This is a genomic window from Amycolatopsis sp. Poz14, assembly GCF_006704225.1.
Taxonomy (GTDB): Bacteria; Actinomycetota; Actinomycetes; order Mycobacteriales; family Pseudonocardiaceae; genus Amycolatopsis; species Amycolatopsis nivea.
This window is the reverse complement of record NZ_JACLHD010000001.1, coordinates 3,095,938-3,119,959: the sequence shown is the minus strand read 5'-3', so window position 1 is coordinate 3,119,959 and position 24,022 is coordinate 3,095,938. Positions and strand designations below refer to the sequence as shown.

Sequence of the window (24,022 nt, the reverse complement as noted above, 5' to 3'; positions counted from 1 at the left end):
TCGGATGACCCGAGTGTCGGCCGTTCCGCGCCGCGAGGCGAGCCGAGACTCCGATCCGGTGAAGGCGGTCCCGGACGCACGATGAATCCATCAAGCCGGACAAGCCAAGGAGCACCCGATGAAGAACTTCACCGCCAAGACCCGCGTCGCCACCGTCGTCGGCGGGCTCGCCGTGATCGGAGCCGCCACGACCGGCGCGCTGGCCGCCAACGCCGCCACCCCGGCCGCCCCCGCCGCCAACGCCGCGGCCGCCGCCGCTCCCGCCCAGGCCGCGCCGAAGGGGCTGGTCCAGACCACGCACCTGTCGATCGCCGCCGCGCAGAAGGCCGCGCAAGCCGCGCTCGACGCCGCCGAGAAAGCGGGCCAGAAGGTGTCGGTCGCGGTGGTCGACCGCGACGGCAACACCATCGTGACCCTGCGCGGCGACGGCGCCGGCCCGCAGTCGTACTCGTCGGCGGAGGAGAAGGCGTTCACCGCGGTCGTGTGGAACGCCAAGACCTCGGAACTGACCGGCCGGCTGCAGCAGGCCCCGACCCTAAAGGACATCAAGGGCACCCTGTTCCTCGCCGGAGCGGTCCCGGTGGACGCGAACAACGCCCCGATCGCGGCGGTCGGCGTGGCAGGCGCGCCGTCGGGTGCGCAGGACGAGACCTTCGCCCAGGCCGGGGTGGACGCGCTCGGCAAGTAAGCTGCGAGCCCGGCGCTGATCCGGTGCGCCTCGTCGGCTGCGGCGAGGCCCACCGGGCCCGGCGGCCAATCGGGTCCGCTGAGCACGATGCGCCCCACCGACCAAGCCAGGTCAGCCGCCGAACCGCTTCACGTAATCCTCGACGATCGGCCTCTCCGGCGCGATGATGTCGTCCGGAAACCGGTCCAGCTCGAAGAACTCGTAGCCGGTGATCTCCGTGCCGTCCATGGTGACCTCGGTGTTCTCGACGGTCGCGGTGAACGCGGCGGTGACGTTGTGGACCTCGTCGCCGTGCGGGTACCGGTAGAAGTACTCCGGTCCGGAATAGACGCCGAACAGTTCGAGGTCCCGCACCGCCAGGCCGATTTCCTCGCGCACCTCGCGGCGGCCCGCGTCCTCGTAGGACTCTCCGGGGTCGAGGAATCCGCCGGGCAGCCCCCAGTCCTGGCTTTCCTCGCGGAACACCAGCAGCAGCCTGCCGCGCTCGTCGGCGATCAGCACGGACGTGCCGGGCAGGATCAGCGGCCGGGTGCCGACTAGTGCGCGCAGTTCGGCGATGTAGTTCATCAGCGGTCAGTACCTTCTTGGTCGGGTTCAGCTCCGTCGCGGGGACGGAAGGCGACGATCGGCAGTTGCTGGACCATCCGGTGCCGCGCCGCGTCGGAGCCGTCGTAGCGCCAGCCCAGCAGTTTGCTCAGCACGGGATGCAAAACCGGGCGCAGCAGCAGGTTTCGGCGTTCGTAGTCGGCGATCGCGTCGGCGGCTTCGGCTTCGTCGAGGACGCGGTACGCGGGGACGAACTTCCGGCGGCCGATCGCGACCTCCGCCGCGGGGGCCGCCTGGATGTTGCGGTACCAGTCCGAGGACGGGCCCAATCCCGCGATGGCCAGCACCTCGTCGGAGAGGGGACGGAGGCCGATCACCTCCAGGACCGTCCGGTACTCGCGGCCGGACTTGCGGCCGACGTGCGTGAGGCACAGGAACCGCTTGCCCAGCAACCATCCCAGGTCGCGGTCGTACAGCTTCGCCGGCGCCTTGAAGACCGTGCGCGCGATCGGTTTCACGGTCGGACTCCTTCCCTTGCCGAATGGTGCAGGTTCGTGATGAGCGCGGTGGACTTCCCGGTCAAACTCCCGGCCACGACTCGGTCAATTCCCGGCAACCGGGCCAGTTTGAGCGCGAGCCGACGCAAGTAGAGCTGCGGTTTGTTGTCCGGAAGGAACCATCGTGCGCCGTTGCGGGCCAATTGCTGTTTGTCGGCCGCGACGGGACGCCACAGCCGCTCGTATTCCGCCAGCCCTTCGGCGATCGACGACGCCCGGTGCAGCTGATCGGCCAGCACGTACGCGCCCGCGATCCCGAGCGACGCACCCTGTCCGGCCAGCAGCGACACCGCGTACGCCGCGTCCCCGACCAGCGTGACGCGGCCCTTGCGCCACGTTGGCATCTCAATCTGGGCGACCTGGTCGTAATAGATTTCCCCGGACGGCGGGCAGTGCCGCAACGCTTCCGGCACCATCCAGCCCAGCGAGCCATAGGTGTCCAGCAGCGACTCCCGGACGTCGCCGGGCAGGGCGGGATCGGGCGTGCGGTGGACCGCGAAGGCGGCGACCGTTCCCGCGCGCAAGCCGTAGAAACCCATCTGCCTGCCGACGGTGTCGGTGAGGCAGAACCGTCCGTTTGCCACGGCGTGGATCTCGGGGGACTTGAACAGGAACGCCGCGGTGTGAAAGCCGAGGTAGCGCAAGAACCGCGATTCCTCGCCGAACACCAGCCGCCGGACCGTCGAATGGATCCCGTCAGCGCCCACCAGCAGGTCGGCTTCGAGCACGGAACCATCCGAGAGCGTCGCTGCGACCCGGTCGCCGTCGTCCTCGACAGCGACCACCCCGCTGTCGTACCGAAGCTCGACCGCCGCGGGCAGCGACGTGCGCAAGGCCTGCTCCAGATCCGGCCGCAGGACGCTCAGCAACCGGCCGCCGACGGTGCGCGCGAACTGGCCGAATTGAATATCGGACCGACGCTTTCCTTGTGCGTCGAGGAGAATCGCTTCGGAAATCGGATACGCCGCCTCCTTGATGGCGGGCAACGCTCCCATCGCTTCGGCCGCGTCGTAGCCGGGACCGAAGAAGTCGATCATGTAGCCCTGCGGACGCGGCCCGGGCGCCCGCTCCACCAGCGTGACCTCGTTGCCCAGCTCCGACAGCCGGTTCGCCGCGGCCAGCCCGGTGATACCGGCGCCGCAGACCAGGATTCTCATCGCATTTCCCCTCCCTGAGGTTGCGTGACCAGCCCGCGCAGGACGGCGGTGACCGCCGCCGGGTCTCCGCCGGGGGCGAGCCCGCGGTGCAGCAGCAAGCCGTCGACGGTCGCCACCAGCACCTCCGTGGTCGCCTCCGGATCGGGGACGCCGCGTTCGGCCAGCCAGCTGCTGACCTGCGCGCGGAACGCCAGGAGCAGTCCCCCGATCTGGTCCCGCAGTTCGTCGTCGCGCCGTGCCGCCAGATACGCCTCGATGAACAGCACCGACAGCGGGTCCACCCCGCTGTACGGCTCGACCGACCCGAACAGCGCGGACACCAGGTCAGCCGGGTTCTGCGTCGCGGCCAGCGCCGGTCCGACGCTCTCCAGCACCTCGCGCATCGCGTCCAGGACCGCCTCGCGGAGCAACGCCTGCAGCGACGGGAAGTGGTAGTGCACCACGCTCGGCGTCACCCCCGCCCGGTCCGCCAGCACGCGGGTGCTCACCGCTGCCCAGCCGCGTTCGGGCACCAGCTCCGTCGCCGCTGCCAGCAACCGTTGCCGCACGTCCCGCCCTCGTGCCGCTGCCGGTGAAGTCATCCGCATTTCTCCTGGTCGATCGTCCTGGGCAGTCGTTCAGGGCGATCGTCCTGAACGACTGCCCTGATCGTAGCGCGGTCTCCCGCGGCCGGGAAGCGAGGTGACCCACAACTCACCTGAAAGCGGGAGACGGCGGCCCTGTCCGATCGGTCCGCTACCGTCGGAAACGGCTCTTTCTGCCCGCCCCCGAAACCGACAGGTAATCCACCGTGCCCTCGTCACTGTCCACTGTGTCCATTCGACGTCCGGCATGGCTGTCGCCGCGGGTCGCGCGCACCGAAATCCTCGGCGGGCTGGTCGTCGCGCTCGCGCTGATCCCGGAGGCGATCTCGTTCTCCGTGATCGCCGGGGTCGATCCGCGCGTGGGCCTGTGCGCGTCGTTCACCATGGCGGTGGTGATCTCGTTCGTCGGCGGCCGTCCGGCGATGATCTCCGCGGCGACCGGGGCGATCGCCCTGGTGGTCGCGCCGCTGGCGAGGGAACACGGGTTCGGCTACCTCGTCGCGACGGTGGTGCTGGGCGGGCTGTTCCAGATCGTGCTCGGCTCGCTCGGCGTCGCGCGGCTGATGCGGTTCGTGCCGCGCAGCGTGATGGTCGGCTTCGTGAACGCGCTGGCGATCCTCATCTTCCTGGCGCAGGTGCCGGAGCTGATCGACGTGCCGTGGCCGGTGTATCCGCTGTTCGCCGGCGGTCTCGCGGTCATGGTGTTCTTCCCGCGGCTCACCAAGGCCGTGCCCGCGCCGCTGGTGTCGATCGCGGTGCTCACCGCGCTGACGATCGCGGCCGGAATCGCCGTGCCGACCGTCGGCGACAAGGGCGCGCTGCCCTCGGCGCTGCCGGTGCCGGGGATCCCGGACGTGCCGTTCACCTTCGGCACGCTCGGCCTGATCGCGCCGTACGCGCTGGCGTTCGCCCTGGTCGGGCTGATGGAATCGCTGATGACCGCCAAACTGGTCGACGACATCACGGACTCGCATTCGAACAAGACGCGGGAAGCGGTCGGGCAGGGCGTCGCCAACGTCGTCACCGGGATTTTCGGCGGCATGGGCGGCTGCGCGATGATCGGCCAGACCATGATCAACGTCAAGGTCGCGGGCAGCCGGACGCGGCTGTCGACGTTCCTCGCCGGGGCGTTCCTGATGGTGCTGTGCCTGGTGTTCGGGCCGGTCGTGTCGCGGATCCCGATGGCCGCGCTGGTCGCGGTGATGGTGCTGGTCGCGTTCGGCACCTTCGACTGGCATTCGATCGCGCCCAAGACGCTGAAGCGGATGCCGGTCGGCGAGGTCGCGGTGATGGCGGTGACCGTGGGCATCGTGGTGGCGACCAGCAACCTCGCGATCGGGGTCGTGGTCGGGTCGATCACCGCGATGGTGATCTTCGCGCGCCGGGTCGCGCACCTGGTCGAGGTGACCGCGGTGCGCGAGCCCGGCAGCGTCCGGTACACCGTCACCGGGGCGCTGTTTTTCGCGTCCAGCAACGACTTGGTCTACCAGTTCGACTACGCCGACGACCCGGAGCGCGTGGTCGTCGACCTATCGGCCGCGCACATCTGGGACGCCTCGACCGTGGCCGCGCTCGACGCCATCACGACGAAGTACGAGGCCCGCGGGAAAACCGTCGAGATCGTCGGACTGAACAAACACAGCGCGGCGATGCACGAGACCCTGTCCGGGGAACTAGCGGGCAGCAGCTGAGGTCAGCCCGGCTGCCCGTTCCCGGATCCGCGGCCGGAGGGTGAACCCGTTTGGCTTCAGCGTCAGCGATTCCACGATCTTCAGCTCGTACGCCGGGTCTGCCTCGAAGTCGTAGCGCTGCAGCATGACCCCCAGCGCCAGCACCGCTTCGTGCAGCGCGAACTGGCGGCCGATGCACGCGCGTTCCCCGGTGCCGAACGGTTTGTACGCCTGAGCCGGACGCTTCCGCACCGCCGCCGGCTCGAAGCGGTCCGGATCGAACTTCTCCGGATCCGGCCCCCAGACGGTCGGATCGCGGTGGAGCATCGGCAGCGGCACGATGACTGAATCGCCCTTGCGCATCGGGTATTTTCCGCCCAGCACCAGGTCTTCCCGGGCTTCCCGGGTATAGCCGGGCGCGGTCGGCCACAGCCGCATCGCCTCGTCGAGCACGCGGCGGACGTACCGAAGCTTCGCGACGTCCCCGAAAGCCGGTTCGCGACCACCCCACACCGCATCGACTTCGGCGCGCGCCTTCGCCAGCAGTTCCGGATGGCGCGTCAGGTAGTAGAGCGCGAACGACAGCGCGCCCGACGTCGTCTCGTGCCCCACGACGACGAAAGTGATGGCCTGGTTGCGAATGTTCACCGGGTCGAGCCGCTCCCCGGTCATCGGGTGCCCGTCGGTGAGCATCAGACCGAGCAGGTCACGCGCTTCGCCGCCTTCCCTGCGGCGGCTCTCGATGACCTCGTCGACCAGGTTCGTCATCGTCGCGATGTCAGCCTGGTTCTGCGCGGCCGACCCGGCCAGCGCCCGCCGCACGAACGGAAGCTTGACGTTGTCCAGCTGCGCGAACCGCAACGCACGGATCATCGCGGTGACGAACGGATGCGGTTCGGCCCGCTCGAACGACCCGAACCGGTACCCGAACCCGGCGAGCCCGATCGTCTCGAGCGTCAGCCGGGTCATGTCGGCAGCGACGTCGACCGGACCGTCCGCGCGGTCCCACGCCGCGGTCAGCTCGCCAGCGACGTCGAGCATCATCGAGTGGTAGCGGCGCATCGCCTCGGCGGAGAACGCGGGCTGCAGGATGTCGTGCGCCAGCCGCCAGTTGGGCTCGCGCGTGTGCGCGGTGAACAGCCCGTCGCCGACGACCCCGCGCAACCGTTCGACGCCAAGCCCGACGTGCTTGCCGAACCTTGTCTCGTCGTTCAGCTCGGTGACCAGGTCGATCCCGCAGGCGAACACGATCTCGAGACCGAAGAACTTCCGGGTGAAAATCGGCCCGAGCCCCGCACCGGCCCGCATGGTGCTCTGCAACGGCGTGCGCACATTGGTCCCGAGCAGGTCCCCGAGCACCGGCAACCGGCCCGGCCGATGCGGAATCGCGGTGGTGTCCACAGTTTCGCTCCCTACTGAACCCACATCCAATAGGGTCACCATCCCCCGCTACTGAACCGGTGTCAAGTAAGCTGGGGAGATGCGGACGCGCCTGAGCACCGAACAGCGCCGCGAACAGCTGCTGACCATCGGAGCAGGCCTGTTCGCGGGCCGCCCGTACGACGAGGTGTGGATCGAAGAGGTAGCCGAAATCGCGGGCGTCTCCCGCGGTTTGCTGTACCACTACTTCCCCACCAAAAAGGACTTCTTCGCCGCAATCGTGCGCGGCCAGCGAGACCAGCTCCTGGCCATGAGCGAACCCGACCCGGCGCTGCCGGTAGCCGAGCAGTTGCGCGCCGGGCTGGAGGTATACCTGGAATTCGCCCGCACCCACCCCGACGGCTACCGCATCGTGCACCGCAGCGCAGGCGACGCGGACCGCGAAATCCGGGAAATCTGCGAAGCAGGAATGGCAGCGAACGCGGACCGCATCCTGTCCGCCGTGAGCCAACTGCGCCCAGTCACCCCCACGACACAACTCGCGGTGCGGGGATGGCTTTCTTTCGTGGCAACACTAATCCTGGACTGGCTGGACGAACCGAAGATCAGCACCGAAGAGCTACGAGACCTCTGCGCGCGAACCCTTTTCGCCGCAGTAGACGTAGACCCCACCACGATCTAACGCACGCACGCGCGCGAAGGGCACCCTCACCGCCCCAGATACCCTCAGGCCCCCCTCACGCTCCCCGCTCGCCCCCGCAGCCGATGCACCCAAAGCAAGGCACCCACACCTCCCCCACCCCCGATACGAAGCCAAAAACACGGCGCGGGGGTGCTTGTCAAGGCATCTTTCCCGCCTTGACAAGCACCCCCGCGCCGTAGTGACAATCAAAAATCGGGGTGCCCACGCAACCACTCAGGGCGCAATGTCGCCGCCAGGCGACGAGCCGCCCACCAAGCAGACATCAAATACGAACCACAACCTCATCCCCCACCACCCGAACCGGAACCGCCCTCAACCGCACCGAACCATCCGCCGGATGCCGCCCAGTCAACACATCAAACTCAAACCCATGCCAAGGACAAACAATATTCCGATCAGCCGGATGAAACGCAGGCCCAGCACTCTTCCGATCCTCCCGAACCGGCTGAACAGTCCGCGGCATCATCTTCCCCTGGCAAACCGGCCCGCCCTGATGCGGACACACATTTTGCCAAGCCCGCACCTCCCCAGCATGAAAGTAAACCCCGACCTCCAGACCGTCGACATCCACCACGACCCGCCCCCGGACCCGAAGATCCGCCAATCCGGCAACAACAACGTCCCGCCGCACCGAGCTCATTCGGCCCTCCGATACCAGATCGCCATATCGAAAAGATTCACATCCGCGGCATCCAGCAACGCAGTAACCAAAACCACGGTCTCAGTAGCCGTCAACGCGTCCTCGCGAACCGGCCAGGAAATCTTCCCCACCCGATCCGTCTTGGCAGAGAACAACCGAGCCGCCGCGTACAACAACTCAGCGATCTCTTCGTCGGCGACCGCCGCGGCCTGGTCCCCCGAGGCGATCTCAGATGTCAGCGAGCCCAGCCGAGATACCAGCGAAGCAAGTTCAGATGTCATCACGAAACCCCAGGCCGCTCATGAAGCACGCTCTTCGCAGCAGGCTTCCGCCGATCAGTAGGAAGATTGAACACCCGAGCAGCATTCAACCCCAGAATATTCCGCTTAGCCTGCTCAGACAAAAACGGCAACCGCGTAATCGTAGACGGCGCGTCCCAATCCCAATGCGGCCAGTCCGAAGAATACAACAACTGAGTTTCCGCGTTGAACGCCTTCATCCCCGCCTCCAGCAACTCCATGCTGGTACGCTCCATCGGCTGACTCGTATACCACATCTCCTTCATGTACTCACTGGGCAACCGAGTCAACCCAGGAGCCTCACTCGGCCGCATCAACACCTCGTGGTCAAGCCGCTGCATGAGGAACGGAATCCAGGCCAGCCCGCTCTCCACCCACACCATCTTCAGCCGCGGAAACCGTTCCGGCATCGCGTTGATGATCCAGTTGGTCACATGAATCTGGTTGTAATGCGTGAACGACAACGCATGCATCGACAGGAAGCGGTTCAACTGGGCGAACGACGGATCTCCCCAGTGATACCCGGAATGGAACGCGAGCGGCTTCCCGCTGTCCTCGATAAGCTTGTACAACCGCGTGTAAACATCCGAATGCACCGGATTGTTGCGCGTAGAACACACCGTGTACCCGATGATCCCGTCATCACCGGCATACTTCTCGACCAGTTCCTCGCAGACCTCCGGCGTATTGTACGGCAGGTACAACATCCCCTTGAGCCGATCGTCCTGCGGCAGAACGACTTCGGTCAGCCATCGGTTGAACGCGCGCCCGAGCACGACCTCGATCTCGTCCTGCGGATGCATGCCCAGCAGCAACATCGCGCTGGGGAACACCACCTGGTAGTCCAGCCCCATCGCATCCATCCCGCGCCGGGCGGCGGCGACGAACGGATGCCCGGACACCCCGTCAAGCGGCTCCTTGCGGCCCTGATGCCCGATCCGCCCGCCGACGCTCTGGTGGGACATCCCCGGCTGAATGTTCAGCAGCGCGTTGTTGCCCGCGAACTTGCCGAACTGGTCCATGCCGATCTGGCGCCACACGTCGTTGTCGATGAGTTCCAGCACCTCGCCCCAGAAATGGTCTTCCGAGACGTGCGCGTCGATATCGACGATGAAGTAGTCGTCGTACTCCCGCTCGGCCTGTTTGGTCGCGTGGGCGAGGACGTCGCGGGTGTCGGTGCGCCCGCCGATCTCGGCGAGTTCCCGGATCCGCGGCCCGTCGGAGCGAGGACTGGAGAAATCGGGCACGGATTCTTCCCTTCGTCCGGCGTCAGCGGGGCGCGACGGCGGCATCGGTCATCGTGGTCAGGTAGTCGTCGTCGGCGGGGGCCGCGTTCTCGTGCGGGATGACGACGGCGCGGTCGGGGCTGACCGCGAAAGTGTGTTCCTCGCCGGCGGTCGGGACCGATTCCGCGGACAGTTCGGCCGTTTCGGTGCGCACGCGCATGGGCAGCCCGTCCGCGCGGACGAGGAGGTTGACAGCACTGCCGAGATAGGTGGTGCGCTCGACAATTCCGCCGAACGCACCGGGCCCGGAACCCTGCGGAGACAGCCGGGCATGCGCCGCGCGGAACGCGATGTCGGCTCGGTCCCCGATCGAAACCTCGCCGGTCGCGATCCCGGAGAAGACCAGCGAAGTGTCGTCGACCCGCACGTCGGCGGTCTTCCCGTGCACGCCGGTGACCGTCCCGGGCAGGATGTTCTGAAAGCCCATGAAATCCGCGACATACGCGGAATTCGGGCGGTCGTACAGGTCGCTCGGCGTACCGGACTGGACGATCACGCCCTCGCTCATCACGATGATCCGGTCGGACAGCGTGATCGCTTCCTCCTGGTCGTGCGTCACGTAGACCGACGTCGTCTCGAACCGGTTGTGCAGCGAGCGCACCTGCTGGCCCATCTGGTACCGCAGCTTGCTGTCCAAATTGGACAGCGGCTCGTCGTAGAAGATGATCCCCGGCCGGGCGGCCAGCGCACGGGCGAGGGCCACGCGCTGCTGCTGACCGCCCGACAGGGCGGTGACCGAACGCTTCCCGAGGTCGGAAAGACCGACCGCGTCCAGCATTTCCTGGACCCGCTGCGCACGCTCCCGGCCGGGCATCCGCGCGACCTTCAGCGGGTACGCGACGTTGTCCGTGACGCTGAGGTGCGGCCACAGCGCATAGCTCTGGAACACCATGCCGACCTGGCGTTTGTCCGCGGGCACGAACGTGCGCCGCGCGGTGTCGACCACGACCCGGTCGCCCATGACGATCCGGCCCGAGGTCGGCCGTTCCAGCCCGGCCAGACAGCGCAACGTCGTAGTCTTGCCGCAGCCCGAGGGGCCGAGCAGCGTCACGAACTGCCCCGACTCGATCGTCAGATCCAGTTCGTGCAGCGCCGCCTTCGCGCCGTACTTCTTGGTGAGTCCGGATACCTGGACCTCGGTCATCGTGACCTGCGCTTTCTCTTCGGCCGGGAGGCGAGGCGCTACTTCTTGAACGCCTGGGTGATGAAGTCGAAGTACGGCTTGTTGAACGCGGGGTCGGGGTTCGAGAACGGCAGCCGCGGCAGCTTGTCGAGCGACGGCAGTCCCGGCGGACCGGGCGCGGTCGGCGTGCGGCCGTAGGAATTGTCCTTCTCGGCCAGCGCTTTCTGGCCTTCCGGCGAGTACAGCCAGTTGACGTAGAGCTGCGCGGCCTCAGCGTGCGGCGCGTTCTTGATCAGGCACAGAGCCGAGCGCGCCATATAGTTTCCGCCGTCCTCCAGCGGGAACACCATGTCGATCGGCGCGCCCTTCTTCTTCTGCGCCTCGAAGTAGCCCTGGTACACGGCGATGCCGACCGGGAACCGGCCGCTGGCGACATCTGTGGGCACCATCGGCTCGGATTGAGATATCTGCAGGTCCTGCGCGGCCAGCTTCTCCAGGTAGGAGCGACCCCACTTCTTCTCGTTCTCCGGCAGCATCAGCGATTCGAGGATGTACCGGATGCCGCCGGGCACGGTCATGTCGCCGACCGCGATCTTGCCCTTCCACTTCGGGTCGAGCAGGTCGTGCCAGTTCTTCGGCGCGTCCTGCTTCTGCACCTGGTCGGTGTTGTAGACGAAACCGAAGTAGCGCAAGGCGAAGTAGGTGAGCCGGCCGTCGTTGTCGGTCGGGATCTTGAACCCGGGGTCGGCGGTGCGCACGTCCGCGGTGGTGCAGATGTTCGGCTTCGCCGCCGCCTGCGGGGATTCGCCGCCGACGTAAATGTCCGCGATCCGGTTCCCGCTCTGCGCCTCGGTGTCGAGCTTGGTGAGGATCTGCGCGTCCGCCTGGTCCTGCGGGAGCAGCTTGATCCCGGGGAAGCGCTTGGTGAACACGTCGTTCATCGCCTGGTTCGCGGTCACCCCGGGCCCGTACAGCACGAGCTGGGTGTGGTTGGCCGCGAACGCCTTGTCGTACAGCTCGTTCATGTACTTGTTGGCCGCCGCGGACGCACCGGGGACCTCGACCGGGGTGCTCGACTTGGTCGCGCCCGCCGACGCGCAGGCGGTGAGCGAGACGAGCAGCCCGGCGGTGAGCGCCAGCGCTGGCGCGCGCAGTTTCGTGCGGGAGAACTTCATTGTTCTTCCTCTCGGGTCAGTGGGTGATGCGGGAGAACGAGCCGGACAACTGGTCGGTGCGGCGGCCGAGGATCCGGCCGCCGAGCTTGACGGACACCGCGGCGAGCGCGAGGACGGCGAACGCGGCGAGCAGGATGATCATGAACAGCGCCGCGCCGCGGGACATCTCGCCGGTGAGGAACTGCTGGAAGGCGGTCAGCGAAACGGGTTCCAGCCCGGGCGGAGCCAGCAGCATCGGCACGGCGAGGTTGCCCGAGATGAACAGCGCGGAGAGGAACCAGCCGGCCAGGAAGCTCGGGATGACCAGGCGCAGCACGATGGTCACCAGCACCCGGCCCGCGCTCGCGCCGGACATCCGGCCGGCCTCCTCCAGTTCTGGCGACAGCTGGGCGAGCGCGCCCTCGGCGATCCGGCTGGACACCGGGATCGTGGCGACGACCAGCACGAGCGTCATCAGGAACGCCGAACCGTAGAGCCCGCGGAACGCCGGGAGGTAAAGCACGGCGAACATGTAGGCGAGGCCGAGCACGACGCCGGGCAGCGCCCACGGAATCCAGACGGCGAACGAGGTGTAGCTGCGCAGGAATCCCCGGCGCCGCGCGGTGACGTACGTCGTGAGCAGCGCGATCGAGATCGAGCCGAAGCCGCCGATGACCGCGAGCCACGCGGTGAGCGCGAGGCTCGAGCTGAACTGCGGGTCGGTGAGCATCGTGACGTAGTTGTCCAGGGTCAGCCCGGTGCTCATCACGCCGAAGATCGGCTGGAGGCTGCCGAGCACCATCGCGAACAGCGGCAGCAGGAAGTTCAGCAGCACCACCACGACGATCAGCGCGGACAGCACCCAGCGGATCGGGCCCAGCTCCTGCGGATCGCGCCGCGACGTCTTGCCGGTGAGCGTGGTGAAGCTGCGGCCGCGCAGCATCCAGCGCTGCGCCAGGAACAACAGCAGCACCAGCAGGATCAGCACGAGCGACAGCGCGAACGCCTTGGTGTACTCGGCTGGCGCCTCATCCCGGACGTAGTGATATATCTGCGTCGAGAAGACGTAGATGCCCGCCTGGCGGCCGATCAGCTGCGGTCCGTCGAACGACTGGAACACCAGCACCGCGATCAGCAGGGCCGCGCCGGTGATCGCCGGGCCGACCGACGGGATCGTGATGGTGAAGAAGGTCCGCACCGTGCCCGCGCCGCTGATCGCCGCGGCCTCGTCGAGCGACTGGTCGCGGTTCTTGAACGCGCCGAGCAGCAGCAGGTACGCGAACGGCAGGTAGCCGAGCGACGTCAGCAGGATCAGCCCGCCCCAGCCCTGGATGTTGATCAGCGGGCCGTGCGTGCCGAGCTCCCGGCCGAACTGGTTGAGCAGGCCGTTCTGCGCGTTGCCGAGCATGATCCAGCCGAGGGTGTGAAACAGCGGCGGGACGAACAGGTTGATCACCATGATCGGCGTGAGCAGCTTGCGGCCGGGCACGTTCGTGTTGGCCGCGATCCAGGCGAACAGCCCGCCGCCGGCCACCGAGATGGTGCCGCACACGACGACCAGCACGATCGAGTTCCACAGCGTGTGCCACGTTTCCGGGGCCTCGAACGCGGCGAGCAGGCCGCCCATGGTGAACGGCATGTTGTCCGAGGGCAGCCCGTCGCGGAAGGCGCCGAGCACGATCATCGCGACCGGATAGACGAAAATCAGCGTGAGCCCGGCGAGCAGGGTTGCTTTGAGCACACCGCCGGTCACCGAGCGGCGCATCGACGCTCGCCGGTCGTGCTCGAAAAGGCGCTCCGTCACTGCAGTCGTTCCTTCCTGCGAGCGGCCGGTTGCCCGCCGCGGGGACGAACCGCTCCGTCCGTCCTGCCGGTTAGCGTAAGAACTCGGGTGCGGCGGCTCATCGAGCGGCTCTCCGAAGTCCTTCCGGTTTCCTCCGACACGGTGTCGGAGGAAACCGCTGATCAGATCAGGGCGGCGAGCACCGCGTCGTTTTCCTCGGGCAGCCCGATCGTCACGCGCGCCCCGCCCGCCTTCGGGAACGGCCGCGCGAGCACGCCGCGAGCCTCCAAACGGGACAGCAGGCCGGCCGCGTTTCCCGGCAGGAAAAGGAAATTCGCCTGGCTCGGCACGAACGCGACGTTCGCCGCGGTCAGCGTGGCCTCGATCCGGGCGCGTTCGGAGACGATGACGGCGGTTCTTTCCTTCGCCACAGCCAATCCTTCCGCGCTCAACGCCGCGATGACCGCTGCCTCGGCCACGCTGTTGAGCGCGAAGCCGACAGACGTGCGGCGCAGTGCCTCCGCGATCCGCGGTGCGGCAGCGGCATAACCGACGCGGATGCCCGCCAAACCGTGTGCTTTGGACAGTGTCCGCAGCAGCACGAGATTCTCGAACTCGTCGAGCAATCCGACAGTCGCGTCCACCGGTTCGGCAGACACGAACTCGCGGTACGCCTCGTCGACAACAACCAGCACGCGCGACGGGACGCTTTTCAGGAAGTCGCGGATATCCTCGACCCCGCGCAGCCCGCCCGTCGGGTTGTTGGGATTGCAGAGGTAGACAATGCGGGTTTCCGGGCCGACCGCGGCGAGCATCGCGTCGAGATCCATCGCGCCGTTCGCGTCGAGACCGACCTCTGTGGACTCCGCGCCGGCGAGCGAAAGCGCCGCCGCGTACGCCTCGAAGGACGGCGCCGGGCGCACGCCGTGCACGCCGGGTTCGCAGACCAGGCGGGCGAGCGCGTGCAGCAGCGTGCCGGATCCGTTGTCGATCGCGATGCGCCCCGCGTCCAGACCCATCGCCTCGGCGACCGCGGCGCGTGCCGCGGCACGGTGGTAATCGGGGTAGCGGTGGGCATTCCGGGCCGCTTCGGTCATCGCGGCGACGATGACGTCCGCGGGTGCCCACGGCATTTCGTTCTGGGACAAGCGGATCGGCGGCTGCGCACCGCGGGACGAGCGATCGGGGGCGGCGAGCACGCGGTCGACCACACTGCGGAGCTCCAGCAGCATGCATCCTCCTCAAGCCGGACGATTAACTGTAATGAATATACATAATTCTGAGCGCGTGTACATCCATCAAGTTCGCCCGGATCAAGATCTCAGGAAGGCCGAGCTGCCACGGCAGGTCGGCGGTGCCGCGAAATCGCCGACTCCGCCAGTTCGTGGTCGCGCTTCATGACCGCCTCGGCGAAGTCGAGGTGCGTGCGCAACCGCTCCTTCGTGGTCGGCGCGGTGACGCCCTCGAGCTTCGCGGCGATGATGTAGTCGACGAGATTCGTATACAGGCTGCGCAAAAGCTCGTTCGGCGACACCTGCGCGATGCGCGCGTGCAGCGCCCAGATCGCCGTCGGAGCCTCGGCGGAATCCCAGGCCGCCTTCAACGTGTCGGCGCACGCTGAGATATCAGCGATGTCCTCGTCGCTAGCGTTCTCGACCGCGTCGTGCAGCACCGAACCGTCGAGCGCGTCCAGCACGCGCAGGCAGTTCTCCACGGTCGCCTTACCCTCGCGCAGCTGGAGCAGCTGATCGCTCAGGTGCGTGAAGGGCGAACGCGTCGCGACGAAGATCCCGCCGCCCGGCCCCGGCTTGGCATCGACGATGCCGCGGGCGCGCAGCAGTTGAATCGCCTCGCTCAACGTCGCCGGAGCGACCCCGAAGCGCGCCATCAGCTCCTGACGGCGCCCGACGAAGTGCCCGGCGCTCCAGCCCTCCGAGACGATCTCGTCCTCGAGCGCGCGAGCGACCTGGACGGCAGCGGCGGTGTTCGTGATCTGCGGCAAGGGTCCTCCGAAGTACTCGGTCCGGTGACGTCGCCGACGCGGGTCACGCGTAGTGACAGATTAGAGGCGCACCGGAACCCCGAACACCCGGCATCGTCTATATTGATTGTAGACATTAGACGCATGCGTCACCAGCGCGGCACGCACCGTTGCCTAAGGAGCCCCCATGCCGGTTTCCGCCCCCGCTGCCCTTCACTCAGAACTGGTCGCACTCCGCCGCACCCTCCACACCCACCCCGAAGCCGGGTTCGCCCTCCCGCACACCCAGCGAACCGTACTGTCCGCACTGTCTGGACTGGACCTGGAAGTAACCCCAGGCCCACCCGACTTCACCTCAATCGTCGCAGTACTGCGCGGTGCCCGCCCCGGCCCCTCGGTCCTCTTGCGCGCAGACATGGACGCCCTGCGCGTCACGGAGGAAACCGACCTGCCGTTCGCATCTCAGACGCCCGGGTTGATGCACGCCTGCGGCCACGACCTGCACACAGCCGCACTCGTCGGCGCAGCAAAACTCCTGAACGCCCACCGAGACGAGATCGCCGGCTCGGTTGTCTTCATGTTCGAACCAGGCGAAGAAGCCGGCGGCGGCGCACAACGCCTGATCGACGAGGGAATCCTCGCAGGCGTCGAGGCCGCATACGGCATTCACGTCCTGCCAGGCCGCTCCGGCGTATTCACCACCCGCCCCGGCTCGATCATGGCCGGAGCCAGCAGCCTGACGGTCCGAGTACGGGGCCGCAGCGGCCACGGCTCACGACCGCACCAAGCGGTGGACCCAGTCCCAGCCGCAGCCCAGATCATCTCGGCCCTGCACACCTACGTCACCCGCCGGTTCCCGGTCTTCGACCCAGTTGTGCTGTCAGTGACCAAAATGCAGGCAAGCGACATCATCAACGCAATCCCAGACGAGGCAACACTAGCCGCGACGATCCGCGCACTGTCCGCAGAGAGCGTAGAAATCCTGGCCCGTGAACTACCTTCACTAGCAACCGGAATCGCATCAGCCTTCGGCTGCCAAGCAGAGACGGAGTTCCGCTCGGTCTACCCAGTAACCGCGAACGACCCGAAAGCAGCAACACACGCGCTAACCGTGCTAGCCGACCTGTTCGGCACAGAACGAGCCGTACCACTGGAACACCCGATCATGGCATCGGAAAGCTTCTCCGCGGTACTCAACGCGGTCCCAGGCGCCTTCATCTTCCTAGGCACCACACCAGAAGGAATCGCCCCAGACACCGCAGAAATGAACCACTCCCCGCGCGCAATCTTCGACGACAGTGTGCTAAGCGACCAAGCAACAGCACTAACAGCACTAGCCCTAAGCCACCTACAGCCCTAAAACCGCACCGGTGCACCCACCCATCGAGGCACCCAGCCCCTCCCCCGCACCCCGATACGAAGCCTCCCTGCGGTCTGGGGGTGCTTGTCAAGGCATCTTTCCCGCCTTGACAAGCACCCCCAGACCGTCAGCACAATCAAGCTTCGGGGTGCCCCACGCAACCCAGGCCCGATGTCGCCGCCAGGCGACGAGAACTCAATGCTTCTCGTGAATCAACGGCCAAGGAGAAGGAAACACCCCCACCGGCACCTTAACCACCGCAGGCCGCCCCGCCGCAATAGCCGCCCCGACATGCTTCTCCACCGCCCCAGCATCCTCAGCCAGCGCGAAATCCAACCCAAACGCCCGAGTCAGCAGCTCAAAATCAGGATTAGTCAACTCAGACCCAATAAACCGACCACCGTAAGTATCCCGCTGAATCCGCCAAACATTCCCAAACCGAGAATCCTCAAACAAAATAGTAACCAACGGAATCCCATACTTCTTAGCAGTAGCGAACTCCTGCAAAGACCACCCGATCCCGCCATCCCCGGTAACCGCGACCACCGGCCGCCCCCCAGCCCCCACCGCGGCCCCCAACGCAGTAGGCATCGCATACCCGAGAGTCCCCTGATACCCGGGCCACACATAAGACCGAGGCGCCTGCACCGGAAACCCGTACGTAGACACATACCCGATCTGCGTCAACTCATTGACAAAAACCCCGTCCTCCGGCAACGCAGCCCGAATAGCGTCCACGAACTCCATCTGCGGCCCAGCCTGCGCCCGAATCCGAGCCGCACAATCCTCCCGCAACCGAACCAGCTCAGTCCCCCAACCAGCCCGAGGCGACAGCCGCCCAACCAACGCCTCCAACACCGCAACAGCATCAGCATTGACCGCAAGATCCGGCCGCCGCGGCGCGCGAAGATCAGCCGCGTCAATATTCACCAACGCCAGCCGCGCGTCCCCAATATTCAACTGCTGCCCAAACGGCGTCAAAAACCGGCTACCGAACGAAACCACAAGATCCGCAGTAGCCCGCAGCTCCCACAAAGCAAAGGCAGGCAACGCATGCGGATCCCGAGCGTCAATCGCCCCCCGCCCGTTCTCGCTCATCACCACCGGCGCGTCCAGCAGTTCAGCAAGCCGAGCCAGCAACTTGAACGCCCGCGGATCCCGCATCCCCCCGCCGACATGGATCACCGGCCGCTCGGACGCCGCCAGCAGCCGCACGAGCTCGACAACATCCCGCTCCGGCGCCTCCGGCTCGCGCACCCCGAACGGTTCCCCCGGCTTGAGATCCGCGACCGCGTGCAGCAAGTCCGGCCCGAGTTCCAGCGCGACCGGACGAGGCCGTCCAGTCCGCATCTGCCGGAACCCCTCGTGCACCAGATCCGGAATCTCCTCGACCCGCTTGGGCCGCGCCGACCACTTGGTCAGCCCCTGAACCGTGTCCGTCTGGCGGGGAATCTCGTGCAGCGCCCCGAGCCCGGACCCCACGAGCGGCGACGGAATCGTCCCCGCCAGCAGCATCACCTGCGACGAACAGGCGTACGCCGTTGCCATCCCAGCGCCGGCGTTCAGCACTCCAGGGCCCGGCACGACCATCGCCACCCCGGGACGGCCGGAAGTGCGGTAGTAGCCGTCCGCCATGTAGCTGGTCGCCTGCTCGTGCCGCGGAACGACCAGTTCCAGCTCGTCGCGCTTGCGGTACATGCCGTCGGTGAGCCCGTCCAGCTGGACCCCGGGAATGCCGAAGACCGTGTCGACGCCCTCGCTGATGAGCGCGCTGGCGAGCGCGTCACCGCCTGTCATCTGTGCCATGCGGATCCCTCTCGTCAAATGTCTATAATGAATATAGATCAAATCTCGGGCAGCTGGCAACGGAAGAGGCGAGCATGACTCTCGAAGGACAGGTGCAGGCCTACGCCGACCGGCTCGGGCGGCCGATCATCGTGTTCGACGCCGACTTCACGGTGATCGCGTTCAGCGTGCACGACCAGGACGTCGACCACGCCCGGCTGGCGATCATCTTGTCCCACAAAGGATCTTCGCGCGCCCGGGAGTCCATCCGGGACTACCGGGTGGGCCAGGCGCAGGACCCGGTCCGGATCCCGCCGCTCGACGGCGGCCAGTCCCGGCTCGTCGCGCCGGTCCGGCACGAGGGGCGGCTCGTCGGCTACCTCTCCTCCACGATCCCCGAGGACGACGAGTCCGCTTACGAGGACGACGACGAGCTGCGCGAACGCCGGGCGCAGATCGGATTGCTGCTGGCCGCGATGGCACTCGGCAACCGGGAAGACGAGGACCGCGCGCGACGCCTGCTCGCCGCGCTCCTCGAAGGCACCGACGACCAGCGCGTCCGAGCCGCCGACGAACTGCTCGCCAGCGGTTTGCTCTCCCCCGTCCCGCACTACACGGTCATCTCGATCGCGACCCCGCCGCGCGCCGAGCCCAGTTCGGCAACCCTCCGCCTCGTACTGGACCGGGCGCTGTCGAGCATCCCAGCCTTCCCCACCTTGAAAGCCGTCGGCGCGGTGCTCGGCAGCGAAGCTGTCTTGCTGGTGCCCTACGAAATCGACACCGCACGACTGTCTGCTCTCCTTGCGCAGCCCGCCTTCTCCGGTCTGCACGCGGGGGTTGGCGGTGCGCACGCGCCGCTGTCCGGCGTGCACCGGTCCCTGCGGGAAGCCCGGATCGCCTTGCGCGGCGGCGACGCCGGCTGCGCGGCGCACTGGTCGGAGTTGGGATTGGACCGGCTGCTGCTGCAACTCCCCCTCGAGGACCTTGATATCTCAGATCTCCCCGATGCCGTACGACGGCTGCTCGACGCGCAGTCCGGACCAGACCTCGCGCAGACCCTGGAGACCTACCTCGACTGCGGCTGCGACGCCCAGCGCACCGCGCAGACCCTGCACGTCCACCGCAGCACCCTCTACTACCGGCTGGATCGCGTGCGCGCGGTCGCCGACGTCGATCTCGCCGACGGGAAGGTGCGCCGCGAACTCCACGCGGGACTGCGGATCGCGACGCTGGCCGGTCTTCGCTAGCCGCCCCGCCTCCAATTGACTATATTCAATGTGGACTTTTACGGAAGGGTCCCGCATGAACGCACTGCTGACCACCGTCTCGGTCGCCGACGACCGCGGACGGCCGATCCTGGACGCCGCGACCCGGGAAGTCGTCGGCCACGCACCGGTGCACACGGTCGACCAGCTCAACGCCGCGATCGCCGCCGCGGCCGAGGCACAACCGTCCTGGGCGGCATTGGGACACGCTGAACGGTCGCGCATCCTGCACGTCATCGCGGACGACATCGACGCGCACGCCGAAGAACTCGGCGAGATCATCACTGCGGAGCAAGGAAAAGCCGGTGGCGCCGGCGAGGCGCACGGCGCCGCGCACTGGCTCCGGTCCGCGGCGGACACGGTGCTCGAACCGCAGTCGCTGCCGGACGGCGCGGAACAGCATTACGTCCCGCTCGGCGTCGTCGCGTCGATCGGTCCGTGGAATTTCCCGGTGATGATCGCGGTGTGGCACGTCGCGCCGGCGCTGCGCATGGGAAACACGGTGGTGCTCAAGCCTTCCGAGAACACGCCGTTGAGCGTGCTCGCGCTGGCGGAGATCTTCCGCCGCCACCTCCCCGCGAACGTGCTGACCGCGGTTTCCGGCGATCGCGAGGTCGGCGCCGCGCTGGCCGCGCATCCGCGGATCGCCAAGATCGTGTTCACCGGTTCGACCGCGACCGGCCGCCGGATCGTCGAAAGCTCAGCAGGCAACCTCGCCCGGCTCACCCTGGAACTGGGCGGGAACGACGCGGCGATCGTGCTGCCCGGCACGGACGTCGACGCCGTCGCGGACAAGCTGTTCTGGGCGGCTTTCATGAACACTGGCCAGGTGTGCGCCGCGCTCAAACGGCTTTACGTGCACGAATCGATCTACGACGACGTCGTGTCCGCGCTGGCCGAACGCGCGGAGAAGGCGCCGATGGGACCGGGGCAGGACAAGGCGAACCGGCTCGGGCCGGTGCAGAATCCCGCGCAGTTCGAGATCGTCTCCCGACTGGTCGAGGAGGCCCGGGCACGCGGCGCCCGCGTCGTCACCGGTGGCACCCCGGCGACGGAACTGGGGCCACTGTTCTACCGGCCGACGATCATCGCGGACGTCGAGGACGGTGCCGCGGTCGTCGACGAGGAGCAGTTCGGACCGGTGCTGCCGGTGATCCGGTACTCCGAAGTGGACGACGCGGTGCGCCGCGCCAACGGCACCGACCAGGGGCTGGGCGCTTCGGTGTGGGGTGCGGACGCGAACGAGGTCGACGCGGTGGCGCAGCGACTGGAGGCGGGCACCGTCTGGATCAACCAGCACGGCGGCGTCGATCCGGCGATCCCCTTCGGCGGCACGAAGTCGTCCGGCTACGGGCTGGAGTTCGGCGTAGAAGGCCTGAAAGCCATGGCAGCCAGCAAAATCATCCGCCGGTGAAACCAGTGTAGGCCTCCTTGAGGGATTTCCTCGAGGAGGCCTTCACTGTGGGCCGGGGGTCAAGCGCCGCGAAGCTTTTCCCACAACTCGGCCGCAACCGCCCGATCAGGCGGAGCACCTCGCCACACCACAGTTTGATCCTGACGCACCACCGTGAGGGGACAGACATATTCGACCGGGAGCGTGTCCACTTCAACGACCGCGATTGGGATACCTCGGCGTGCCGCTTCACCGGTCAGCGCTGAGATATCAACTCCTCGGCCAGCAATTACCGTGTAGCCGGGCGAGAAATGTTCGTACAGCGAGGATCCGTCCGCCAGCGTGAAGTGCGGGGCACGGCAACCGGGCACAGTGGACGGTGTGTAGCTGCCCATCGTGTAACCGGGCGCTTCCTCGCCGTCGTAGGCGATGATCGGGGAATCGTGATACGCGTAGCCGTAATTCAGCCCTGCGGCGGCGAACTGCGGCTCGTTCAACGCCCGTACCGCGGCACCGAACGACGAGCGCGCGACCGCACCGGCGGGGGTGTCGTCTTCGAGTTCGGCGGGAAGTCCCGGGCGGGCGAGCTTCCGCTGGTGGTTCATCGCGAAGTGCGACACCTGTTCGGTGATCGGCCGTCGCTCGGCCTCGTAGGCGGCCAGAATCCCTTCCTCGGCCCAGCCGGCGAGACGCGCGCCAAGCAGCCAGGTCAGGTTGAGCACGTCCGCGATGCCCGCGTTCATCCCGAATCCGGCGAACGGCACCCATAGGTGCGAAGCGTCCCCGGCGAGGAAAACCCGCCGGTCGCGGAACCGGTCGGCGAGCAACCGGCGGGCGACCCAGTCCTCTTTGGACAGGACCTCGTACTCGAACGACTCGTCCACCCCGAGGATCGCGCGGATCGCTTCGTCTCGGTCGACCGCCTCGTCTTCCGACGCAAGGTAGGTGTGCACGAGGAACGTTTCCGTGCCGTCGATCGCATACACGTGCCCGACGCGGCGTGAGTTGAACGTGTAGTAACCCCATGCCCGCGGTTCGTCGGCGGACATCAGCGAGTACAGCTTCGGCGCGCGGATGCACGTGGACTGCACGTGCTGGAGCACTGGATCGCCGCTGAGTTTCGCGCCGATCTGCTTGCGCACCGCTGAACGGCCGCCGTCCGCGCCGATGAAGTACCGAGCGCGCAGAGTGCGCTCGCCCGAACTGTCGGACACGACTACCCAGACGGACGATTCGTCCTGGCTCACCGAATGGAACCTGGTGCGGTTGAGCAGGGTCACGCCGGGGGCGGCAGCGGCGTTCCGGGCGAGGATCGGCTCCAGGAACGTCTGGTTGATCCGGTGCGGCGGTTCCGGTGTCGCCCAGCTCGTGTCGGGGCCGACGCGGGAGGTGTACCGCTCCCCGCTCGCGGGGATCGGGATGCGCGACAGTTCCCGTCCGGTCAGCGAGGTCCGGAACGCGACGTCCTGCGGGTAGTCGCGCGGCAACCCGGCCGCGCGCACCTCGGCCGCGATGCCGAGCCGCCGGAAGCTTTCCATGGTGCGCGAGGCGACGTGGTTGCATTTGACGTTCGGCGGTTCCAGGAACTCCCGTTCCTCGACGACAATCACCGACACGCCGCGGCTGCTGAGGTCTAAAGCGGCGACAAGCCCGACCGGACCCGCGCCGACGATGAGGACGTCTGCGTCCATGGTTTCTCCGTTCAGCACGGCATTCCTTGTGCCACCACGCCAAGGTGTTCGGTCATCAACCGGCGGGCCGCATCCTCGTCACGGTCCTCAATGGCCTGAAGGATGCGGCGGTGCGCGTCGACAGCGCGGGAAGCCCGTTCAGCGTTGGTGTGCACGGCATACACGCTTTCCCGGGGACGGTTCAACGCACCGACCGACGCCGCGATCGCCGGGTTCCCGCTGAGCAAACCGAGCCGGGCATGGAATTCCAGCGACAGGGGGTTGTAGCGGCTGGCGTCGTGGACGTGTTTCTCCGATTCCTCGACCAGCGCTCGCAATTGCGCGACCTGGTCGTCAGCCGCGGCACGCGCGGCGAGCGCGGCGGCAGCGGGTTCGACCGCGTGCTGCGCTTCCAGCAGCTGTTCGGTTCGCATCCCGTGCAAATGCAGTTGAATGGACAGCGAATCCGCGATCCGGCCGATGTCCGCCTCGGCTTCTTCCGCCGTGCTGAGTTCACGGTATTCGCCGGACCAGTACAGCAACGGCTGCCCGGTCCCACCGCCCGCGGAAACGACTTCGCCGACGAGGATGATGTGGTCACCGCCGCCGAGCATCGTGTGCACCGTGCAGTCGAACCAGCTCAGCGCGCCGGTGACGACTGGCGCGCCGGTGGCCTCGGTGTGCGTCTCGACCTCGTCGAACCGTTCCTTGCTCCGGCCGCGTCCACGTCGCGCGAAACACGCGGAGACGTCCTGCTGATGACGGCCGAGCACGTTGATCGCGAAGACCCCGCTCGCGCGGATCTCGTCAAGGATCGGACTGTGCGAATTGATCGAGACCGTCACCAAAAGCGGGTTCAGCGAAAGGGAAACGAACGAGGTCGCGGTGATCCCGTAAAGGTGCCCGTCGAGCGCGGTCGTCACCACCGTGACCCCGGAAGCGAACCGTCCGGCGGCCTGGCGGAAACTGTCGATCCGTTGCTGGTCGGAGGTCATGGG

22 protein-coding genes are annotated in these 24,022 nt (G+C 67.2%); 6 read left to right on the top strand and 16 right to left on the bottom strand.

Annotated features, from left to right (window positions below; genetic code table 11):
- The first annotated feature begins 118 nt into the window (after positions 1-118).
- Positions 119-688, top strand: a complete 570-nt coding sequence (locus FKO37_RS15125) for a heme-binding protein (protein WP_238604729.1) — start codon at positions 119-121, stop codon at positions 686-688.
- Between the two features lie 111 nt (positions 689-799).
- Here the strand turns inward: FKO37_RS15125 and FKO37_RS15120 are convergent, their stop codons facing one another.
- From FKO37_RS15120 to FKO37_RS15105, 4 genes are read right to left on the bottom strand one after another with little or no spacing between them, the layout of a single operon-like run.
- Positions 800-1,255, bottom strand: a complete 456-nt coding sequence (locus tag FKO37_RS15120) for an NUDIX hydrolase (protein WP_238604728.1) — start codon at positions 1,253-1,255, stop codon at positions 800-802.
- A complete protein-coding gene (locus FKO37_RS15115; RefSeq protein WP_238604727.1) occupies positions 1,255-1,752 on the bottom strand; it encodes a nitroreductase family deazaflavin-dependent oxidoreductase in 498 nt (165 codons plus the stop codon). Before FKO37_RS15115 ends, FKO37_RS15120 begins: the two co-directional genes overlap by 1 nt.
- Entirely contained in the window at positions 1,749-2,948 is a 1,200-nt protein-coding gene (locus tag FKO37_RS15110; protein WP_238604726.1) for an FAD-dependent monooxygenase, read from the bottom strand. The genes FKO37_RS15115 and FKO37_RS15110 overlap by 4 nt, the downstream gene beginning before the upstream one ends.
- Entirely contained in the window at positions 2,945-3,529 is a 585-nt protein-coding gene (locus FKO37_RS15105) for a TetR/AcrR family transcriptional regulator (protein WP_037817925.1), read from the bottom strand. The genes FKO37_RS15110 and FKO37_RS15105 overlap by 4 nt, the downstream gene beginning before the upstream one ends.
- A gap of 230 nt (positions 3,530-3,759) precedes the next feature.
- On the opposite strand from FKO37_RS15105, the gene FKO37_RS15100 reads away from it, so the two are divergent.
- A complete protein-coding gene (locus FKO37_RS15100; RefSeq protein WP_199818014.1) occupies positions 3,760-5,223 on the top strand; it encodes a SulP family inorganic anion transporter in 1,464 nt (487 codons plus the stop codon).
- Here FKO37_RS15100 and FKO37_RS15095 read toward each other — a convergent pair.
- On the bottom strand, positions 5,206-6,603 hold the full coding sequence (locus FKO37_RS15095) for a cytochrome P450 (protein WP_238604725.1): 1,398 nt from the start codon (positions 6,601-6,603) through the stop codon (positions 5,206-5,208). The genes FKO37_RS15100 and FKO37_RS15095 overlap by 18 nt on opposite strands.
- A gap of 79 nt (positions 6,604-6,682) precedes the next feature.
- Here FKO37_RS15095 and FKO37_RS15090 point away from each other — a divergent pair, with 79 nt between their 5' ends.
- On the top strand, positions 6,683-7,264 hold the full coding sequence (locus FKO37_RS15090) for a TetR/AcrR family transcriptional regulator (RefSeq protein WP_037817921.1): 582 nt from the start codon (positions 6,683-6,685) through the stop codon (positions 7,262-7,264).
- 283 nt (positions 7,265-7,547) lie between these two features.
- Here FKO37_RS15090 and FKO37_RS15085 read toward each other — a convergent pair whose 3' ends face one another.
- From FKO37_RS15085 to FKO37_RS15050, 8 genes are all read right to left on the bottom strand, one after another.
- A complete protein-coding gene (locus FKO37_RS15085) occupies positions 7,548-7,925 on the bottom strand; it encodes a Rieske (2Fe-2S) protein (protein ID WP_238604724.1) in 378 nt (125 codons plus the stop codon).
- Positions 7,922-8,206 (bottom strand): hypothetical protein, encoded by a 285-nt coding sequence (locus FKO37_RS15080; RefSeq protein WP_238604723.1) that lies wholly within the window; start codon positions 8,204-8,206, stop codon positions 7,922-7,924. The genes FKO37_RS15085 and FKO37_RS15080 overlap by 4 nt, the downstream gene beginning before the upstream one ends.
- Positions 8,206-9,471 (bottom strand): amidohydrolase family protein, encoded by a 1,266-nt coding sequence (locus FKO37_RS15075; protein WP_043836458.1) that lies wholly within the window; start codon positions 9,469-9,471, stop codon positions 8,206-8,208. Before FKO37_RS15075 ends, FKO37_RS15080 begins: the two co-directional genes overlap by 1 nt.
- A 22-nt stretch (positions 9,472-9,493) precedes the next feature.
- The gene (locus tag FKO37_RS15070; protein ID WP_238604722.1) at positions 9,494-10,654 is read right to left on the bottom strand and encodes an ABC transporter ATP-binding protein; all 1,161 of its coding nucleotides are present in this window, start codon (positions 10,652-10,654) and stop codon (positions 9,494-9,496) included.
- Positions 10,655-10,692: 38 nt separating this feature from the next.
- The gene (locus FKO37_RS15065; protein WP_037817917.1) at positions 10,693-11,808 is read right to left on the bottom strand and encodes an ABC transporter substrate-binding protein; all 1,116 of its coding nucleotides are present in this window, start codon (positions 11,806-11,808) and stop codon (positions 10,693-10,695) included.
- A gap of 16 nt (positions 11,809-11,824) precedes the next feature.
- Entirely contained in the window at positions 11,825-13,591 is a 1,767-nt protein-coding gene (locus FKO37_RS15060) for an iron ABC transporter permease (RefSeq protein ID WP_238604721.1), read from the bottom strand.
- A 161-nt stretch (positions 13,592-13,752) separates the two neighbouring features.
- Positions 13,753-14,802, bottom strand: coding sequence for a histidinol-phosphate transaminase (locus FKO37_RS15055; RefSeq protein WP_238604720.1), 1,050 nt, complete (start codon positions 14,800-14,802; stop codon positions 13,753-13,755).
- An 89-nt stretch (positions 14,803-14,891) separates the two neighbouring features.
- On the bottom strand, positions 14,892-15,572 hold the full coding sequence (locus FKO37_RS15050) for a FadR/GntR family transcriptional regulator (protein ID WP_037817913.1): 681 nt from the start codon (positions 15,570-15,572) through the stop codon (positions 14,892-14,894).
- Positions 15,573-15,738: 166 nt separating this feature from the next.
- On the opposite strand from FKO37_RS15050, the gene FKO37_RS15045 reads away from it, so the two are divergent.
- Positions 15,739-16,911 (top strand): M20 family metallopeptidase, encoded by a 1,173-nt coding sequence (locus tag FKO37_RS15045; protein WP_238604719.1) that lies wholly within the window; start codon positions 15,739-15,741, stop codon positions 16,909-16,911.
- A gap of 195 nt (positions 16,912-17,106) precedes the next feature.
- Here FKO37_RS15045 and FKO37_RS15040 read toward each other — a convergent pair whose 3' ends face one another.
- The gene (locus FKO37_RS15040) at positions 17,107-18,717 is read right to left on the bottom strand and encodes a thiamine pyrophosphate-binding protein (protein ID WP_238604718.1); all 1,611 of its coding nucleotides are present in this window, start codon (positions 18,715-18,717) and stop codon (positions 17,107-17,109) included.
- Positions 18,718-18,791: 74 nt separating this feature from the next.
- Between FKO37_RS15040 and FKO37_RS15035 the strand changes: the two genes are divergently transcribed.
- Entirely contained in the window at positions 18,792-19,943 is a 1,152-nt protein-coding gene (locus FKO37_RS15035) for a CdaR family transcriptional regulator (RefSeq protein ID WP_238604717.1), read from the top strand.
- 55 nt (positions 19,944-19,998) lie between these two features.
- Positions 19,999-21,375 (top strand): aldehyde dehydrogenase family protein, encoded by a 1,377-nt coding sequence (locus tag FKO37_RS15030; RefSeq protein ID WP_238604716.1) that lies wholly within the window; start codon positions 19,999-20,001, stop codon positions 21,373-21,375.
- 59 nt (positions 21,376-21,434) lie between these two features.
- On the opposite strand, the gene FKO37_RS15025 is transcribed toward FKO37_RS15030, so the two are convergent.
- Both FKO37_RS15025 and FKO37_RS15020 read right to left on the bottom strand, forming a co-directional pair.
- Complete coding sequence (locus FKO37_RS15025) at positions 21,435-23,045, bottom strand: FAD-dependent monooxygenase (RefSeq protein WP_238604715.1); 1,611 nt, start codon at positions 23,043-23,045, stop codon at positions 21,435-21,437.
- An 11-nt stretch (positions 23,046-23,056) separates the two neighbouring features.
- Entirely contained in the window at positions 23,057-24,019 is a 963-nt protein-coding gene (locus FKO37_RS15020) for a flavin reductase (RefSeq protein ID WP_134728790.1), read from the bottom strand.
- Between the last annotated feature and the right edge of the window lie 3 nt (positions 24,020-24,022).